General features: G+C 72.3%; 7 protein-coding genes. 5 read left to right on the forward strand and 2 right to left on the reverse strand.

Annotated features, from left to right (window positions below; genetic code table 11):
* Positions 1-7 precede the first annotated feature (7 nt).
* Positions 8-2701 carry a fibronectin type III domain-containing protein gene (locus tag ACN28F_RS29950; RefSeq protein ID WP_421360861.1) on the reverse strand — a complete coding sequence of 898 codons (2694 nt, stop codon included), beginning with the start codon at positions 2699-2701 and terminating at the stop codon, positions 8-10.
* Positions 2702-2946: 245 nt separating this feature from the next.
* Positions 2947-3999, reverse strand: a complete 1053-nt coding sequence (locus tag ACN28F_RS29955) for a tetratricopeptide repeat protein (RefSeq protein WP_421360863.1) — start codon at positions 3997-3999, stop codon at positions 2947-2949.
* 486 nt (positions 4000-4485) lie between these two features.
* On the opposite strand from ACN28F_RS29955, the gene ACN28F_RS29960 reads away from it, so the two are divergent.
* From ACN28F_RS29960 to ACN28F_RS29980, 5 genes are all read left to right on the forward strand, one after another.
* Positions 4486-12492 (forward strand): SDR family NAD(P)-dependent oxidoreductase, encoded by an 8007-nt coding sequence (locus ACN28F_RS29960; RefSeq protein WP_421360865.1) that lies wholly within the window; start codon positions 4486-4488, stop codon positions 12490-12492.
* A gap of 5 nt (positions 12493-12497) precedes the next feature.
* Complete coding sequence (locus ACN28F_RS29965; RefSeq protein WP_421360867.1) at positions 12498-17312, forward strand: beta-ketoacyl synthase N-terminal-like domain-containing protein; 4815 nt, start codon at positions 12498-12500, stop codon at positions 17310-17312.
* A gap of 100 nt (positions 17313-17412) precedes the next feature.
* Positions 17413-17727 (forward strand): acyl carrier protein, encoded by a 315-nt coding sequence (locus tag ACN28F_RS29970; RefSeq protein WP_289205789.1) that lies wholly within the window; start codon positions 17413-17415, stop codon positions 17725-17727.
* Positions 17728-17729: 2 nt separating this feature from the next.
* On the forward strand, positions 17730-18593 hold the full coding sequence (locus ACN28F_RS29975; protein ID WP_289210946.1) for an alpha/beta fold hydrolase: 864 nt from the start codon (positions 17730-17732) through the stop codon (positions 18591-18593).
* 28 nt (positions 18594-18621) lie between these two features.
* Positions 18622-19581, forward strand: a complete 960-nt coding sequence (locus ACN28F_RS29980) for a sulfotransferase domain-containing protein (protein WP_289205790.1) — start codon at positions 18622-18624, stop codon at positions 19579-19581.
* Positions 19582-19592: the final 11 nt, after the last annotated feature.

Here is a 19592-nt window from a genome sequence, read left to right on the forward strand (position 1 = left end):
CGGGTGGTCAGCAGGTGGGCAGTGCGTTCAGGTTGTCGCCGCCGGCCAGGTTCAGCCAGGCCCACGGGATGTAGTTTTGGCCGGAGTACTCGACCCGGATCCACCAGGTGCTGGCCTTGTTCCCGTTGTAGATCCAGGCGTCGACGTGCTCACCGGACCGCCGGCACAGCGCGGTCAACCGGGTGCCGTTGGGCACCCAACCCACCTGACGGTCGTTGTCCTGCTCCGGTACGGCGAAGATCTCGTTGCCGTTGCGCCCCGGCACGTCGGAGTCGCAGTACGTCCGCTGTTCGCCGTCCGGTCCGTTCACGCAGGTGGCGGTCCCCTGGAGGGCGGCGGTCGCCCGGGTGTGGCCGGCCGTGCCGGTGCCGGCGGCGTTGCTGGCACGCACAGTGAGGGTGTACGACCGCCCCGGCCACAGCCCGGTCACCCGGATGCTGTCGCATCCGCCGGTGACGGTCGGCCCACCGTCGACCCCGGCACTGCAGCTCGGCTGCCCGCCACCGGCGTCGACGGTGAAGGCCAGAGTCACCGAGTTGGTGTCGGCGGTGGCCCCGGTGACGGTGACCTTCGGCGGTGCGACGGTCCGGGCGGTGGTGGTGACCGCCGGTCCGTCGCCGGCCTCGTTGACCGCGTGGACCGACACCGGGACGTCGGCACCGTCGCCGAGCCCGGTGACGGTGACCCCGGTGCCGTCGGCGACGTCGGTGCGTCGGTCACCGGCGACCACGACGTACCCGGTCACCGGACGGCCGTTGCCGGCAGCCGGCTGCCAGCCGACCCGGATCGCGCCGCGCTGGTCGGCCACGGTGCTGGCGGTCACCGACCCCGGCTCACCGGGAACCGTGAACGGCACGACCGTGTTGCTCAGCGGCGACGCCGTCGAGTGGGCACCCTGGTCACTGACGGCGACGACGGTGAACGCGTACTGCGTACCGTAGTCGAGGGTGCCGGGCGCGACGACCAGCTCGGTGCCGTCGGTGTCGCCAGCCGGCGCGTCGGACTGCGCAGACCCGGCCGTCACCACGTATCCGGTGACGGTGTTGCCCTGCCCGTCGGCGGCCGGCCAGCTGACCAGGACCGAACCGTCCGGGCGGGCCTCGGCTGTGACACTGGTCGGGGCGTCGGGAACCGCCGCGGTGGGCACGACCGGATTGGACTCCCGGCGCGGGCCGGCACCTTCGGCGTTCACCGCGTGTACGGAGAACCGGTAGGTGTCACCGTTGGTCAGCCCGGTGACGTCGAACGACCGTTGGTTGGCGCCGACCTCGACGGTGGTGCCGGCACCGGTGATCACGTACCGCAGGATGCTCGCGCCGTTGTCCGGTGCCGCACGCCAGGTGACCCGCGCCGTGGTGTCGCCGGCGGCGGCGGTGACGTTGCGTGGGGCGCCCGGCGGGCCGACCGTCGGTGCCGGCGGCGGAGGCGGTGGCGGGGGCGCCGGTGGCGGGTCACCGCCGAGGATGTCGTTGACGTACTTGTCGACCTCGTGCACCTCGTGCTGGTCGGTCACGACCCGGGCGGTGGCCGCGTCGGGTGCGTTGATGAACAGATGGTTCTCCCGGACCTCCAGCTCAAGGGGGCCGGATGCCTCGGGGATGCCGATCGTCGTCGGTGCCGCGCCGGAGGCGTCGAAGGCGTAGACCTCGCGGGCGCGTTCGTCGGCGCAGTAGATCCGGCCGGCCCAGGCGACCGCGGCGCGCAACGCCGTGCCCTCGCCGGGCACCGTCAACTCGCTGACCGCGCCGGCGGGATCGATCATCAGCACCCGACGTCGCTCCGGCACGGTCACCACGAGCTGATCGCCGGTGGACCGGGTCGGCATGATCCCCGGACCCCGCAGGTCCAGGCGGATCTCGCGGGTGGTGTCGCCACGCAGCACGGTCACCGTGCCGGCCGTGCGGTTGAGCACCGCGACCCCGTCGTCGAGTGCGGACAAGGCGAGCTCGTTGCGGGGCGGCGCGACGGCGACCGTCCGGACCAGGGTGGGCCCGGGCAGCCCGGCGGTGGCGTCCGGGGTCGTCGGCGTCGCAACGGGCAGGGAGGAGTCGAAGACCGTGTCCGGAGCACCCTGCGCGGGCGCCTCCGGCAACGGGGCGGCGGTGATCGCCGACACGGTACCTTCGCTCGGCACCCCGATCCACAACCGGCCGGCCCCGTCGAAGTACCCGCCGGTGATCCCCGGGGGGTAGCGCACCGGCTCACCGACCGGCTGCAGCGACCTCGGGTCGATCTGACGGACCACTCCCTGCACCGCGTCGACGATGAAGGCCGCGTCGTCATGCAGGGCGACGCTGACACCGAGGCCGGTGGTGCTGCGGGTCGTCGCGCTGATCTGCAGGGTGGCGAGATTGAGGGAGCTGATCTGACCGGTCGCGAGGTCCCGCAGAACGAGGAACTGGTCGGTCTGGACGATCTGCATCTGATGGCTGCGGGAGTCGGCGACCTCCACGCGGGTGTCGACCCGACCGGTCAGCCCGTTGACTCTGGCCAGCTCGCTGCGCGCGGAACTCCACAGCCAGGAACTCGCGTCGTAGCCGGCGACCGCGTGGTCGGCGGCACCGAGCCCCAGCACGGTCAGACCCATCCCGGCGACCAGGGCCGTCACCGTACCGATCGTGACCAGCGCGCCCCGGCCGCGCAACGGACGTCGGACCGCCGCCGCAGTGCCCTGCGTGATGCCTTTGCCGGTACGTGACACAGTCGCTCGCCTCCCGTGACGTCGCCGGATCGTCCGTTGTGCCTCATCGTCGTCCGCCGTTGCCGTGTCGCTGCTGCCGAACAGGTCGGACGGCGCGTACACCCAGGCTGACCGCAGGTCATCCTATGGGCCCTGCGGTCAATGCGTAAAACCCGTGCACCAGCCCTGTGGACAACTGTCGGACCCGGTCTGTCGAATGCGCGTGACATTCACATCTGTGCAGGCCAGCCGAGGGATCCGAATGTTCAGTCCGGATTCTGGCGACCGGTGCACACCTGATCGGACGGTAGGTACTCGTCGGCAGAGTAGACAGCCAGCACCGCGAAGCAGTAGTCGGCCTCGGGATTGAGACCGTTGACGGTAAACGTCGTCGTGCCGGGCGGGACCGTGGCCAACGCGCCGAGTTGCTGCCCGCTGCGGCCGCTGGCCACGATGAACGGCACCGTTCCCGCGGTCGGATCGGTCCAGTTGATCGTGATGGCGGTGCGGTCGTCGGTGAGCCGTACCCCGGTCGGTGGATCTGCCCCCGTGCCCGCCGGATCAGGCCGCTGGGGTGTCCCGGTCGGACTGGTCTGCCTGTCGAGCAGGACCGTCATTCCCACCATGACCACGACGACGGCGGCGATTACCGCGGCTGCGGCGGCGCCGATCGCCACCACGGCCGGTACACCGGACGTACCTCGGACGTTCGGTGCCGCCGGGACGACGACGGGGTCGGGCGGCGGCGCCAGCGACCGGCCCGGCGCAGCCGGCGCGGGGTCGTGGTCCGGCCGGGGCAGCGTCGTCGGTGGGTCCGACGGGACAGTTCCGGGCGGTGTGGCCTGTCCGGGCGGGACAGTTCCGGGCGGTGCGGCCGGTGCTGCCTGCGGCGACCACTGGCGCAGAAGGCGCACCGCCTCGGTCACCTGCCAGTGGTCGGCGCCGAGCACCGTCGCGCCGGCGTCGGCGACCCGTGTCATGTTGCGGCGGGCCTCGTGCCGGTTGCCGAGTTCGTCGGCGACCAGGCCCAGGTCGAACGCGATGGCGAGCATGGCGGGGTGGGTCTCGCCGAGACGGCGTTCGCCGGCGGCCAACGTCTCCTCGAGCACCCGGCGGGCCGCCGGCGGATCATCCTGGGCCCGGTACAGGTCGGCAAGCAGGTGGCCGGTGCGCAGCACCTCGGGGTCGTCGTCGCCGAAGGTGCCGCGTCCGGCGGTCAGCGCGCGGTGCAGATAGTCGACCGCGGTAGGCAGTTCGCCCGCGTCGCGCATCGCTCCCGCGCGTCGACGTACCTCGGTGAGTGGGGAAGGTTGTGCCACGCCGCCATGCTGCCGGTCGACCACCCCGCCGCGCCAGCGCCACGCGCCATGATCGAGGCGAACAAACATCGTCCTGACCGATGACACAGTGCTGACTCCGGTCGGACCGACGCGGAGGGGCGGGCGTCCGGAGCCGGTCGCGGTGGCGACCGGTCGGCACGTCCGGGTCGCAGATGATCCGACTGCCGCGCGCGGCTGCGCGGACAACCCCCAGCCGCGGTCGTCGCCCAGACGTTCCATGATGGACCGCCAATGTTCACTGGTCGGCGGGGTCGGTCAGCTCTCGGTCAGCTGGCTCGAAACTGACCGCGCAAGATCCAGTTTGTTGGTCGCGAAAGTTCACACCGCCGTAACTGAACGCCGCTAGGTTTCTCCGAGGAGTGACATCCAGGGATGGAAAATTTTCGCTCCAGGCTGCCGTGACGACACGATTCTCCGGCGGTCAGCACAGTATCCGCCGACCACTGCCCACCGAGCGGGAGTCTGATGAGTACTGCACTCGAGCCGCGCGAACTGGTGATCGCCTACGACCCGTGCGGCCACATCGAGTCGAGCCCACGCATCGCCGGTGCGGTGCGCCGGGGCGGCGGAATCGGCGTGCTCGACCTGGCTGACGGGTCGGCACGCTCCATGCGCGCGTTGGACCAGCTCGTCGCCTGGTCGGCGGAGCCGGTCGCCGTCCGGGTGCCGGCCAACTGCCTGGCCTCGCTCGACGACGTCGAGCAGGTCACCGGCGGCCGGATCGATCTGGTGGTGGTCACCGGCGAGCTGCCGTGGCGCCTCGACCACCTGGTCGCCCGCTACCGGGTGCTCGCCGAAGTGACCAGTCTCACGGCCGCCCGTACGGCGGTCGGAGCCGGCGTGCACGGCCTGATCGCCCGGGGCATGGAGTCCGGTGGCGAGGTCGGCGAGCTGAGCACCTTCATCCTGGTGCAACAGTTGGTGGCGGCCGACCTCGGCGTACCCGTCTGGGCCCTGGGCGGCATCGGCCCGCACACCGCCGCAGCCTGCGTGGCCGGCGGTGCGGCCGGCGTCGTGCTGGACACCCAGCTCGCGCTGATGCCCGAATCGGACCTGCCCACCGACGTGCTGGCCACGATCGGCCGGATGGACGGATCCGAAGCCGTCCTGGTCGACGGCTTCCGCGGCGTCGCCCGGACCCCCCGACGCCCCGGCACGACCGCGCCACCGCAACGCGCCGATCTGCTGCCCGTCGGTCAGGACGGCTGGCTCGCCGCCGAGTTCCGGCGACGGTGGGCCGACAGCGCCGCCGCCGTACGGGGCCTGCGGGCCGCCATCGTCGAGGCCGTGACCGACGGCACCGCCGCCGACGTACTGCGACCCGACGGCCCCCTGGCCCAGGCACTGGGGCTGCGGGTGCCGGTCGCCCAAGGACCGATGACCCGGGTCAGCGACGAGGCCGGCTTCGCCGCGGCGGTCGCCGCCGACGGAGCCCTGCCGTTCATCGCGCTGGCACTGGCCACCGCCGGGCGTACCGAGGAGATGCTCACCGCGACCGCCGCCCGCCTCGGTGACCGACCGTGGGGTGTCGGTGTGCTCGGCTTCGCCCCCGACGACATCCGCACCGCGCAACTGGAGGTGATCAGGCGGGTCCGCCCCGGGTTCGCGATCATCGCCGGCGGGCGGCCGCCTCAGGCCAAGGAGCTGGAACGGGAGGGGATCCGCACCTTCCTGCACGTGCCGTCGCCCGGCCTGCTGCGGCAGTTCCTGCGGTCCGGGGCACGGCGGTTCATCTTCGAAGGCGCCGAATGCGGCGGCCACGTCGGTCCACGGGCCAGCTTCCCGCTGTGGGAGGCGCAGCTGGCCGTCCTCGCCGACCATCTCGACACCGTCCCGGCCGAGCAGGCCGCCGACGTGCAGGTGTTCTTCGCCGGTGGCATCCACGACGACCGCTCGGCGGCGATGGTCGCCGCCATGGCGGCACCACTGACCCGACGCGGGGTGCAGATCGGGGTGCTGATGGGCACCGCCTACCTGTTCACCACCGAGGCGGTCGACCATGGTGCGATCCGTCCGGCGTTCTCCCGGATGGCCCGCTCGGCGACCCGCACCGCGCTGCTGGAGACCGCTCCCGGGCACGTGACCCGCTGCCTGCACAGCGACTTCGTCGATGACTTCCACGCCCTGCGGGTCGAGCTGGAGTCGGCCGGGCTGGCCAACCGGCAGATCTGGGAGCACCTCGAACTGCTCAACGTCGGGCGGCTGCGGATCGCCAGCAAGGGCAAGAAGCGCGACGGCGACGCTCTGGTCGAGGTCGACGAGGCCACCCAGCTCAGTGAAGGGCTGTTCATGGCCGGGCAGGTCGCGGTGCTGCGCGACAGCGAGACGACGGTGGCCGACCTGCACCGTACGGTCACCGACCAGGCGGCCGCCTTCCACCAGATCCGTGCCGGGACGCTGCGTGACGCCTGGGCCGCGCCGGTACCGGAACAGGACGCCGCGCCGCTGGACATCGCCGTCGTCGGGATGGCCTGCATGCTGCCGAACTCGCCGGATCTGGCGGCCTTCTGGCGGACGGTGCTCGACAGCGTCGACGCCGTCACCGAGGTCCCGCCCCACCGCTGGAATCCGGACATCTACTACGCGCCAGAGGTCGGCCCCGGCAAGACCGGCCGGATCAGCGTCTCCAAGTGGGGCGGCTTCCTCGCCGAGGTGCCCTTCGACGCGATCGCGTACGGGATCCCGCCCGCCGCGCTGGCCAGCATCGACCCGACCCAGCTGCTGGCCCTGGAGGTCTCGCAGCGGGCCCTGGTCGACGCCGGCTACACGCCCGGTCACGACGGGGTCGACCATTCCCGGACCGGTGTGATCTTCGGCGCCGAGGCCGGCAGCGACATGGGGCACGCACAGACGCTGCGGACGATGCTGCCGGCGTACCTGGCGGACGTCCCTGCGGAACTGGACGACCAGCTGCCGACGGTGACCGAGGACTCGTTCCCCGGCATCCTGGCCAACGTCATCGCCGGACGGGTCGCCAACCGGCTGGACCTCGGCGGACCCAACTACACGGTCGACGCCGCGTGCGCCTCGTCGCTGGCCGCCATGGACGCGGCCTGCAAGGAACTCGCCTCCGGCGGCAGCGACCTGATGATCTGCGGCGGTGCCGACCTGCACAACGGCATCAACGACTACCTGATGTTCACCTCGGCGCACGCCCTGTCGCCGACCGGTCGCTGCCGGTCCTTCGACAGCACCGGCGACGGCATCGCGCTCGGCGAGGGCGTCGCCGCCGTCGTGCTCAAGCGACTGTCCGACGCCGAGCGGGACGGGGACCGGATCTACGCGGTGATCAAGGGCCTCGGTGGCTCCAGCGACGGTCGGGCACTCGGCCTGACCGCGCCACGGGCGGACGGCCAGCGGCGCGCGTTGGACCGCGCGTACCGACAGGCCGGGGTCTCCCCGGCGCAGGTCGGCCTGATCGAGGCGCACGGCACCGGAACCGTCGTCGGCGACCGTACCGAGCTGGAGACGTTGACCACTGTGTTCAACGAGGCCGGCGCGACACCGGGCAGCTGCACCCTCGGCTCGGTGAAGTCGCAGATCGGCCACACCAAGTGCGTCGCCGGACTCGCCGGCCTGATCAAGGCCTCGCTGGCGCTGTACACCGGCGTACGGCCACCGACCCTGCACCTGACCCGGCCCAATCCAGCATGGCACCCCGACCACAGCCCGTTCGCCTTCTACACCCAGGCCCGGCCGTGGGCCACGCCGGCGGCCGAGCGGATCGCCGGGGTGAGCGCGTTCGGCTTCGGCGGCACCAACTTCCACGCGGTGCTCGCCGCGTACCCCAACGCCCCGGAGCCACGGCACGCCCGGGACGACTGGCCGGCCGAGCTGTTCTGCTTCCGCGCCGGGGACCGGGCCGGTGCCCACCAGGGCGTTCGGCAGCTGCTGGCCACCCTCGACACCCGCGACCGGATGGGTCGGCGCTGGCGGCTGCGCGACCTCGCCGCCGCCCAGTCCCGCGAGAGCGAGACCCGTTCCGGGCCGGTGCAGGTCGCCGTCGTCGCCAGTGACCTCGACGAACTCGCCGGCCTGCTGCGGCGGGCGCTCGACGGTGACCACGACCCGGCCGTCGGCCTGCACCAGCCGGCCGCTACCCAGACCGGCGGCAAGGTCGCCTTCCTGTTCCCGGGCCAGGGCAGTCAACGGCCCGGCGCGCTGGCCGACCTCTTCGTCGCCTTCCCGGAGCTACGCCGGTTCCTCGACCTCGGTCGTGATCTCGCCGGTCCGCTGTTCCCACCGGCCGCCTTCGACCCCGAGGGCGACCGTGGCCAGCAGGAGCGGGTCCGCGACACCCGGGTCGCGCAACCCGTACTGGGAATCGGCGGGCTGGCCATGCACCACCTGCTCGGCCGGGTCAACGTGCGTCCCGACCTGGCCGGCGGACACAGCTACGGCGAACTGGTCGCCCTCTGCGCCGCCGGCTCGTTCGACGACCGTACCCTGTTGACCTTGAGCCGGCAGCGGGCCGAGGCGATTCTCGCGGCGGCCGGCACCGACCCCGGCACCATGGCGGCGGTCGCCGCCACCGCGGACCGGATCAGCGAGATCCTGTCCGCAGCAAGACTGTCCGACGAGGTCGTCCTGGCCAACCACAACGGCCCGCAGCAGGTGGTGATCTCCGGACCCACGTCGGCGGTACGTCAGGCGGTGACCGCGCTCAAGGCGGGCGGTGTCTCAGCGCGGCCGATCCCGGTGGCCTGCGCGTTCCACAGCCCGGTGGTGGCCGGCGGTGTGTCGGCGTTCCGGTCCGTCCTGGCCGGCCACCGGGTGGCCGCGCCGGCCTTCCCGGTCTGGTCGAACCGCACGGCCGACAGCTATCCGACCAACCCCGAGGCGGTACGCGACGAGCTGGCCGGCCAGATCGCCGCACCGGTGCGGTTCGTCGACGAGATCGAGTCGATGTACGCCGCCGGGGCCCGGATCTTCGTCGAGGCCGGCCCAGGTCAGGTGCTCAGCCGGCTGGTCGACGCGGTACTCGGCGAGCGGCCGCATCTGGCCGTGTCCGTCGAAGGCCGGCGGGACGGCGGGCTACGCGGTTTCCTGTCCACCCTCGCCGAGCTGGCGTGCGCCGGTGTCCCGGTGCAGACCGGCTGGCTGTTCCGGGGCCGTCGGACCGCCGAGGTCACCGCATCGGCCTCGTCGACCCGGCCGATCTGGACGGTCGACGGGCAGTTGGTCCGCGATCAGCACGGCCGGCCGCTGCCCGGCGGCATGACGCCTCCCCGACAAATCAAGGAGCTGTCGATGACTGCATCCACCGAGGCCGGAAACGGCCATGGTCATGGCATCGTGTCCGGTGACGGTAACGGGGCCGGGCCGCTGGCCGGCAACGGCAACGGCAACGGTGTCGCGCACGTGGCCGGCAACGGCAACGGTGTCGCGCACCTGGCCGGCAACGGCAACGGTGTCCGGCCTGTCGCTGGTGCCGTGGCTGGCTACCGGGACGGGCGCGACGAACTGATCAGCGAGTTCCTGCGGACGAGTCGGGACCTGATCGCCTCCCAACGGGACGTGCTGCTGGCGTACTTCGGGGAGCGGCCGACAGCCGGCAACGGGTGGGTCGAACCTGCGGCGTACCAGTCGATGGTGGCCCAGCCGGCGATCGCCGCGCCGAGCCACTATCCCGAGGTGGTGGTGCCGCCCAGCGCGGCGACGGTGACGGACGCGCCAACCATCCCAGCGTCGCCTGCTGTCTCGTCGGCACCGCCGGCACCCGCCGTCCGCCCGGCTCCGCTGGCACCCGCCGTCCAGCCAGCTGCGTCGCCGCGTGCGGAGGTGGCCGAGGACCCGGCGGTCGCCGGTAGTGCCGTTCGGGCCGTGGCCGCCGCGCCGGTAGCGGCCCCTGCGGCCCCGGTCACAACGGCGACGGTGACCGCGACGGTCGCGGTACGGCCGTCGGTGGAGGTGGCGCAGTTCCAGGAGGCGATCCTGGCGGTGTTGAGTGAGCGGACCGGGTATCCGGTGGATCTGATCGAGTTGGATCTGGATCTTGAGGCGGATCTGAGTATTGATTCGATCAAGCGGGCTGAGGTTGCGGGTGAGGTGGCGACCCGGTTGCGGTTGTCGGTGGATGGTGACGAGTCGGAGTTGGAAGATCTGGTGCGGGCCCGGACGGTCCGGACCATGGTGGCGTGGCTGGCCGAGAGGATGGCGGCCAGTACGGTGAGCCAGCCCGTGGCGGTCCCGGCCGAGCCGGCCCCACTGACGAGCGCTGCCGTCGCCGCGCCGTCGCCGGCTGCGGTTCCGGTTCCGGCGTCGGCGCCGTCGGTGGAGGTGGCGCAGTTCCAGGAGGCGATCCTGGCGGTGTTGAGTGAGCGGACCGGGTATCCGGTGGATCTGATCGAGTTGGATCTGGATCTTGAGGCGGATCTGAGTATTGATTCGATCAAGCGGGCTGAGGTTGCGGGTGAGGTGGCGACCCGGTTGCGGTTGTCGGTGGATGGTGACGAGTCGGAGTTGGAGGATCTGGTGCGGGCCCGGACGGTCCGGACCATGGTGGCGTGGCTGGCCGAGAAGATGGCCGCCGCACCCACCCCCGTCGCACCGGCCGCACCGGTGACCGCACCGGACCCGGCACCTGCTGTCACGGCACCTGCTGTCACGGCGACCGCTGTCCCCACGCATGCTGCCGCTGCGCCGGCTGTCGCCGCGCCGTCGCCGGCTGCGGTTCCGGTTCCGGCGTCGGCGCCGTCGGTGGAGGTGGCGCAGTTCCAGGAGGCGATCCTGGCGGTGTTGAGTGAGCGGACCGGGTATCCGGTGGATCTGATCGAGTTGGATCTGGATCTTGAGGCGGATCTGAGTATTGATTCGATCAAGCGGGCTGAGGTTGCGGGTGAGGTGGCGACCCGGTTGCGGTTGTCGGTGGATGGTGACGAGTCGGAGTTGGAAGATCTGGTGCGGGCCCGGACGGTCCGGACCATGGTGGCGTGGCTGGCCGAGAAGATGGCCGCCGACCAGGCACCCGAGGCGGCTCCGGCGGCGGCCGCCCCGCCGACCGGGTCCGGCCCCGACCGCGCCGCGGCACCCCGTCGACTCGTCGCTCGGCCGGTGCCGGCCACCGGCGCGGTGGTCGCGCCCGAGGCGCTCGCCGGCACCCGCTTCCTGATCACCGGCGGGTCAGCGGCGCTGGCACCGCTGGCCGAGCAGCTCGCCCAGCGCGGCGCGGCAGGTGCCACCGGCTCGATCCACGCTGGCGGGACGGACCAGGTGGCCGGCTACGACGGCGTGATCATCCTGGACGGGCTGAGCGACAGCGGCGGACCGCTGCTGCCCGGCATCTTCCCGTTCATCAAGCAGGCCCTCGCCGGTGGGGTGCGGTGGCTGATCGCGGCCGGCACCGCCGGTCCGCGTACCGACGGTTTCGCCGGTCTGTTCCGCACCATCAGCCGGGAGTACCCGCAGGTCTCGGCGACCTACCTGGAAGTGCCAGCGGGTGCCGACCACAGCCGCCTTGCCACCGGTCTGGTCACCGAACTGCTCAGCGGCGGGCAGACCCCGATCGTCACCTGGTCGACAACCGGCCGGCAGACCGTCGACCTGGCCTCGGTCGATCTCGGCCCGCTCGCCGCAGGCGGTGCCGGCCCGGCCGGTGACGGCGCCGCCGAGGCCCAGGCGATCGGTCTGGACCAGGACTCGGTGGTGGTGCTCGTCGGCGGTGCCCGAGGCATCACCCCCTGGTTCGCCCGTACCCTGGCCGCCGCGAGCCGATGCCGCATCGAGCTGGTCGGCCGGACCCCGCTGCCGGAGGAGACGGAGCCCCCGGCGCTGGCCGCCGCCGCCGACAAGCCGGCGCTGCGAGCCGCGCTGGTGGCCCAGGGGATGCGGGCACCGGCGGAGATCGACCGCGCGGCGACGGCGATCCTGGCCGCCCGGGAGGTCCGCGCGACCCTGGACGAACTTCGGGAACTCGGCAGTCAGGTGCGCTACCACAGCCTCGACGTCACCGACGCCGACGCCACCCGGCAACTGCTCAAGGAGATCCAGGGCGAGCGCGGACGCATCGACGGTCTGGTCTACGCGGCCGGCCGGATCGAGGACAAGCTGATCGCCGAGAAGGACCCCGCGTCGTTCGACCGGGTGTTCCAGACGAAGGTGCAGGGCGCGATGACGGTGCTCGACGCACTGCGCGACGGTGCCGATCCACGCTTCGTGGTGCTGTTCGGCAGCATCGCAGCCGCGTACGGCAACCGGGGCCAGAGCGACTACGCCGCCGCCAACGACGCGCTCGACCGGATCGGCGGCCGCTGGGCGGCCGACACCGGGGTGCGCTGCCTGACCGTGCACTGGGGGCCGTGGGCTCCGGGCTCCGTACACGGCGGGATGGTCAGCGCCGAACTGAGCCGGGAGTACGCCCGCCGGGGCATCGACCTGATCGATCCCGAGGAGGGCGCGCTGAGTCTGCTGCGTGAGCTCGCCTGGGGCGACCCGGCGGTCACCTCCGTGGTCTACACCGCCTCGGGATGGTGAACCGGATGTCGGACCTGACTGACCCTCACCAGACCATCGCGATCGTCGGAATGGCGGCGCTGATGCCCGGTGCCCCCGACCTCGACGCCTACTGGCGCAACCTGGTCGACGGCGTCGACGCCATCACGGACGTGCCGCCGCACCGCTGGGACGACGAGTTCTACGATCCGGAGCAGGCCCACCGACCGGACCGGCTGTACTGCCGGCGGGGTGGCTTCGTCGACGACTTCGCCACCTTCGAGCCACTGCGGTTCGGCATCATGCCGACCTCGATCGGCGACATCGAACCGGACCAGCTGATCACCCTGCAGGTGGCGGCCGCTGCGATCGACGACGCCGGCGGCCAGGACCGTCTGCCGGACCGGGACCGGATCGGCGTACTGCTCGGCCGGGGCGGGATCCTGAGCCCGGCGCAGGCGCGGTACGCCCAGCGGGTCCGGATGTCCAGCCAGGTCATCGGCATCCTCAAGGAGCTGATCCCGGACCTGCCGCCGGAGAGCCTCGACCGGGTCCGGCGCAAGTTCGACGAGCGGCTCGGCCCGCAGCAACCCGAGGGCACGATCGGGCTGGTGCCCAACCTCGCCGCCTCCCGGGTGGCCAACCGGCTGAACCTGCGTGGTCCGTCGTACACCATCGACGCCGCCTGCGCCTCGTCACTGATCGCGGTCGACCAGGGCATGACCGAACTGCGGGCCGGCCGGTTGGACGCGGTGCTCGCCGGTGGGGTGCACCACGTGCACGACATCAGCTTCTGGTCGGTGTTCAGCCAGCTCCGGGCCCTGTCGCGGCAGGGTGAGATCCGTCCGTTCGACTCGTCGGCGGACGGCCTGCTGATCGGCGAGGGCACCGGCATCGTGGTGCTGAAGCGGCTGTCCGACGCGCTGGACGCCGGCGACCGGGTGTACGCGGTGATCCGCGGCAGCGGCGTCTCCAGCGACGGCCGGTCGGCGAGCATGTTCAACCCGGCGAGCAGCGGACAGTCGCTGGCCATCCGGCGGGCCTGGCAGGCCGCCGGGCTGGATCCGACCGCGCCGGACGCGCTGGGTCTGCTCGAGGCCCACGGCACCGGCACGCCGACCGGGGACGCCGCCGAACTGGTCACCGTCGCCGAGGTGTTCGGTGGATACCAGGGTGGGCCACGTCCGGTGATCGGCTCGGTCAAGTCCATGATCGGGCACACCATGCCGGCGGCCGGGATCGCCGGCCTGATCAAGGCGACCCTCGCCGTGCACCGCGGCGTCCTGCCGCCCACCCTGCACTGTGGGCAGCCACGGGACGAGATGGCCGCGACCCGGTTCGCGCCGATCGCCGCCGCACAGCCATGGGAGAGCGACGGACCGCGCCGGGCCGGGGTCAACGCGTTCGGCTTCGGTGGGATCAACGCCCACCTGATCGTCGAACAGCCGCCGTCCGCCCCGTCGGCCTGGGCGGCCGTGCCGAACGGCACGGCCGGGCAACCGGCCCGCTCGGCCGCCGTCGAGGTCGCCGAACCGGACCAGGTGCTGTGGTTGGCCGCCGCCGAACCGGCCGGCCTCGCCGCACTGCTGGACCGCGACGATTCGACGGTACGGCGTGACGGTGCCGCGTTCGCCGACGGTCCGCAGGCCCACGGCGCGCCACCGTGCCGGATCGGGGTGGTGGACCCGACCGACAAGCGGCTGGCCACCGCCCGCCGCGCGGTGAGTCGGGGAGAGCCCTGGCGTGGTGCCCGGGACATCTGGTTCACCACGGCTGGGCTGCTGACCGCCGGCGGGAAACTGGCGTTCGTGTTTCCTGGACTGGAGGCCGAGTTCACGCCGCGTACCAAGGATCTGGCCGCGCACTTCGGGCTGGCGGACCGGGAATGGTCCGCCGCCGACCTGGGCCGGCACGGTGCCGGTCTGATCGAGGTGGGCAAGTTCCTCGACGAGGTGCTCGGCCGGATCGGGATCCGCCCGGACGCGGTCGCCGGGCACAGCATCGGGGAGTGGTCCGCCGCAGCGGTGACCGGGCAGGTCAGTACCACCGACATGGACGGCTTTCTCAAGTTGTTCGACGCCGACTCGGTGGCGGTGTCCGGCTACGTCTTCGCCGCCGTGGGCGCCGGTGCCGACCAGGTGACGCCGGTGCTCGGCGACTTTCCGGGAGTGGTCCTGTCGCACGACAACGCGCCAGCGCAGTCGGTGGTCAACGGTCCCGAGGAGCAGGTCGACCGGCTGGTCAACGAACTGCGTCGGCGCAACGTGCTGTGTCAGAAGTTGCCGTTCCGGTCGGCCTTCCACACCCCGGCGTTCGCCGACGGGTTGCGGTCGATTGGGGCTGCCCTGCAGTCCTGGCGGGTACATCCGACGACGGTCCCGGTCTGGTCGGCGACCCTGACGGCGCCGTTCCCCACCGACGAACAGCAGGTCAACCAGATCTTCGTCCGGCACATGATGGAGCCGGTCTGGTTCCGGCAGCTGACCGCCGCGATGTACGACGCCGGTTTCCGGGTCTTTCTGCAGGTCGGCGCGGGACAGCTGGCGTCGTTGGTCAGCGACAACCTGCGGGGTCGGGAACATCTCGCCATGCCGGTCAACGTGGGCCACCGTACCGGTCTCGACCAGTTGCGCCGGGTCGCCACCGCGCTGTGGGTGGAGGGCGCGGCACCGGACCTACGGGCGCTGCGGCCACCCGCCGCCGCACCGGCCGCTCCGGCTCCGGCGCCACCGGCTGCTCCGGCGCGTCGAGGGCCGAAGATCCAGCTGGACCTGGGCGGTCCGCTGGTGCGCCTCGGACCGGGTGCCGACACCCTGCTCGGCCTGCCCGACCGGCCGGCGCCCCAGCCGTCCGGCCCGCCGTCGGGCCAGGCACTGCCGCCGGCCAGCACCGCTCAGGAACCACCTGTGCCACCGGCTGTGCCCCGCCCGTCGGTCGGGACCGAGCCGTCGGTCGAAGCCGAGCCGCCGGCTGCCGCGCGGCCGTCTGCTGTCGCCGAGCCGGCGGCCGGTTCGCTCAGCGCGTTGCACCGGCTCGCCGGCCGGTCCAAGGCCGCCGCGGAGCTTGCCGCGTTGCTACGGGACACGGCGGACGGCGCGGTGACCGTGCTGGACGCCGCCACCCGGCCAGCCGATCCGGTGCCGGCGCCCCCGGCCAGGTCGGCTGCCGTACCGGCGGCTGAGACCCGGTCGGCCACCGTACCGGCCGCCGCCGGGCCGGCACCGACGGCACCGACCACGACGGCACCGACCACGACGGCACCGACCACGACGGCAGCGGCACCGAAGGTCGGCCCGCCGCCCCGCACCGAGATCGCCCGGACCACCCTGCGGGTCTCCGTACAGACCATGCCCTACCTGCTCGACCACTGCTTCTTCGTGCAGCCGGCCGACTGGCCCAACCCCGAGGACCGGTGGCCGGTGGTACCGGCGACGACCGTCGTCACGCACATGATGGACGCGGTCGCGCAGGCCGTCCCCGGTCTGCGGGTGGTCGGTGTACGGGACGCCCGGTTCAACCGGTGGACCATCGCCGCACCGGCGCAGGACGTCGAGATCGTGGTCCGGGCAGCCGGTCCGGACTCGTACGCGGTGAACTTCGGCAGCTTTGCCCGGGCGACGGTCGACGTGGCCGCCGACTATCCGGCCCCGGTCAGCGCGCCGTGGACACACGACCCGGCCACCGAGACCGCTCCCCGGATCAGCGCCGAGGAGATGTACGCGGAGCGGCTGATGTTCCACGGTCCGCAGTTCCACGGGGTCACCACGGTGCACGCCCTCGGCGAGATGCACGTACGCGGCGTCGTCACCGCGCCCGTTCCGCCGGGCGCGCTGCTGGACAACGCCCTGCAGCTGATCGGAAACTGGCTCATCACCACCCAGCCGATGCGGACCGTGGCGCTACCGGTCGGGCTCGGCCACGTCCGGTTCTTCGGCCCACCGCCCGAGCCCGGTACGGCGTTTGAGTGCGTCGCCCGGGTCCGGTCGATCGACGACGCCCAACTGGTCGCGGACACCCAGCTCTCCGTCGGCGGCCGGGTCTGGGCGCAGATCGACGGCGCGGTCGACCGTCGGTTCGACAGCCATCCGCAGGCACGGCCAGCCGAACGTTTCCCGGAACGTTTCCCGATGTCGGTCCGTCAGCCGGAAGGGTGGACCGCCGTCTTCGACTGCTGGACCGATCTGGTGACCCAGTCGATGGCCGCGCGGGGCATCCTCGGCACCGCCGCGTCCGTCGACTACGAGCGGCAGCCGGGGAAGGCCCGTAAGCAGTGGCTGCTCGGGCGGATCGCGGCGAAGGACGCGGTGCGCTTCCGGCAGTGGGACGCCGGGCACACCGACGTCTACCCGATCGAGCTGACCATCGCCAACGATCCGAACGGCCGGCCGCGGGTGGACCTGCGCCCCGGTCGGGGACTACGGGACTGCGACCTTTCCCTGGCGCACTGTGCCGAGGCCGCCGTGGCGATCGCCGGCCCGGCCCGGTCGACGCCGGACGGCCCCGGGGTCGGTATCGACATCGTCGAGGTCACCGACCGGCCGGCCAGCACCATCGACTACGCCCTGTCCGGTACGGAGACCGCGTTGCTCGACCAGGTCTGCGCCGGCGGGGACCGGCAGTTCTGGTTCGCGTGCTTCTGGGCTGCCAAGGAAGCCGCCGGCAAGGCGGAGGGGACGGGACTGGACGCGGCGCCCCGCCGGCTGAGGGTGGTCGCCGTCGACACCGGCACCCTGCTGGTCGAGGTCCCTTCCGGCAGGTCCTACCGGGTCACCTGCCGGAGTCTGGAGAACCCGCCCGATCTGCCGCAGCGACGCTACGTCGTCGGTTGGACCTGGGGCCCGGAACCTGCCCGGCATGCCTGAACCAGGCCCTGATCGACGTGCCGACAAGCCGATCGACGTGCCGACAAGCTGATCGACGCCCTGACAAGCCGACCGACGTCCCGACAAGGAGACCCGCATCATGCCCGCCGACCACGACACCATCCTGACGGAGATCTCGCAGATGCTGCGCGCGGTGCTGCCCGGGATCGATCCGGACGAAGAGATCACGATGGACACCAGCTTCCGTGACGACCTGGAGATGGAGAGTATCGACGTCATCTCGCTGGCCGGGCGGCTGCAGGCCCGGTACGGCGACTCCGTCAACTTCGCCCAGTTCGTCGCGGGGCTCGACGTGGACTCGCTGCGCGCGCTGCGGGTCGGTGAGCTGGTCGGGCACATCTGCGCGGCGCTGGACGGACCGCCGGCGACGGTGGCGCAGGTGGCCGGCCAGTGACAATGGTCCAGGTCAACGGCCTGGTGACGCACGTCCAGGAGCTGCCGGCGGTGGTGGCCGATCCGCCGGCCGGCGGACCGGCCACCAACCCGGGTGGCGGTCCGGCTGCCGAAGCCGTCGCCGGCCGGCCGGTCGCGGTCCTGATTCACGGTATCGGGCCGGACAGCCTGGCCAGCTGGTATCTCAGCCTGGCGCACCCACTGTCCGACGCCGGATTCCGAGTGATCATGTACGACCTGCGGGGCCACGGACGGACCGAGCGGCCGCCGACCGGCTACCGGATGGACGACCTGGTCGACGACCTGGTCGGGCTGCTGGACCGGCTCGGCGTCGACGTACCCGTGCATCTGCTGGGCAACTCGCTGGGCGGTTCCATCGCTTTCGGATACGCGGCCCGGTACCCGGACCGGGTCGCCTCGGTGGTCGCGGTGGAGTCGGCACCGGCGACCGCCCAGTGGCTCGCCCGGGTGGGCCGGCAGCTGGTGCGGGCCGCGCAGCCGGACGGCGACGGCGGTCCGCTGGAGATGGCCGCCCGTGGCGGTGAGCGGGGTGCCCGCTACGCCGCGGCGGTCCGCCAGCTTGTCGTCGCCACCACCGCCGGTCGGGACCTGCCGGCCAGCACCCCCGCCGATCCGGCGGCGATACGGGCGATCACCTGCCCGGTGCTCGGCATCTTCGGTAGCGACTCGTCCGCCGCCGATCTGGCGCCGGCACTGGTCGAGCTACTGCCGCAGACCGAGCTGGTGATCGTCCCCGGGCACCGGCACGCGGTGCTGATCACCGCCCGCGACCAGGTCCGCAGCCAGGTGCTGCCCTGGCTCGCCCGGCAACTCGCCGACACCGGACGGCCCGCCCTGCGTGGTTGACGTCGTCGTTCTCACCCAGGAGGTTCCGATGCAGTTCGAGGCGCCCGGCCGGGCGATCATCATCAGCAGCGGGCGGTGTGGCTCCACGCTGCTGTCCGACCTGATCGTCGAGGAGCCGTCGACCCTGTCCGTCCAGGAGTTCTTCATGGCCACCCCGTCGTGGGCGAAGGCCACTGAGCCGATCACCGGGGCGGCGTACTGGCAGGTGCTGAGCAGCCCGAAGCCGGAACTTGCCACCCTGTTCGCCATCGGCCTGCCGCCGAAGGAGGTGCGCTATCCGGCGGACGGCCGGTGGGCCGGCAACCTGACCGAGTTGCCGCAGCTGCTGGCGATCACCCTGCCGAAGCTCACCGACGATCCGGACGGCCTGTTCGACCAGCTCGCCGGAGAGGTACCGGACTTCCCCGAGCAGCCCTTCGTCGACCACCACCGGATGTTCCTGGACCTGCTCGCCCGGTTGACCGGCCGGCGTCGCTGGGTGGAGCGCTCCGGCGGATCAAGCCAGATCGCCCCGTACCTGCTGCGGTCCTTCCCGGACACCCGGATCGTCTATCTGACCCGCAACTGGGCGGACACGGCGCGGTCGATGAGCAGGCATTCGTCGTTCCAGCTCATCCAGCTGCGGCTGGAGTTCGTCTCCCGGTGCGGCGTGGACCCCTTCCAGATGGGCCCGGACCAGCGGGTGCCGGCGGATCTCGAGCATCTGCTACCCGACCGGATCACCGCCGACCTGCTCCGCGAGCGGGGCGAGGACAGCACCCGTTACCTCGGGCTCTGCGCGTTCATGGCGGCGCAGGCGGAGCAGGCACTCGCCGACAACCCGCCGGCGCACCTGCTCACCATGACCTACGAGGACCTGGTCGCCGACCCGGAGCCGCAGTTGGCCCGGCTGGGTGAGTTCCTCGAGTTCGACGACCCGTCCGGCTGGGCCCGACAGGTCGCCGGCCGGGTGGGCAGGGGCGCGGTACGGCAGACCGCCGCCGTGTGACCCGCAGACAT

The sequence above is a fragment of the Solwaraspora sp. WMMA2101 genome (assembly GCF_049179175.1).
Taxonomy (GTDB): domain Bacteria; phylum Actinomycetota; class Actinomycetes; order Mycobacteriales; family Micromonosporaceae; genus Micromonospora_E.

What these genes read in the sequence shown, in the direction of transcription:
- ACN28F_RS29980 (WP_289205790.1), top strand. Translation starts at nt 18,622, where the DNA reads ATGCAGTTCGAGGCGCCCGGCCGGGCGATCATCATCAGCAGCGGGCGG.
- ACN28F_RS29960 (WP_421360865.1), top strand. Translation starts at nt 4,486, where the DNA reads ATGAGTACTGCACTCGAGCCGCGCGAACTGGTGATCGCCTACGACCCG.
- ACN28F_RS29965 (WP_421360867.1), top strand. Translation starts at nt 12,498, where the DNA reads ATGTCGGACCTGACTGACCCTCACCAGACCATCGCGATCGTCGGAATG.
- ACN28F_RS29975 (WP_289210946.1), top strand. Translation starts at nt 17,730, where the DNA reads ATGGTCCAGGTCAACGGCCTGGTGACGCACGTCCAGGAGCTGCCGGCG.
- ACN28F_RS29970 (WP_289205789.1), top strand. Translation starts at nt 17,413, where the DNA reads ATGCCCGCCGACCACGACACCATCCTGACGGAGATCTCGCAGATGCTG.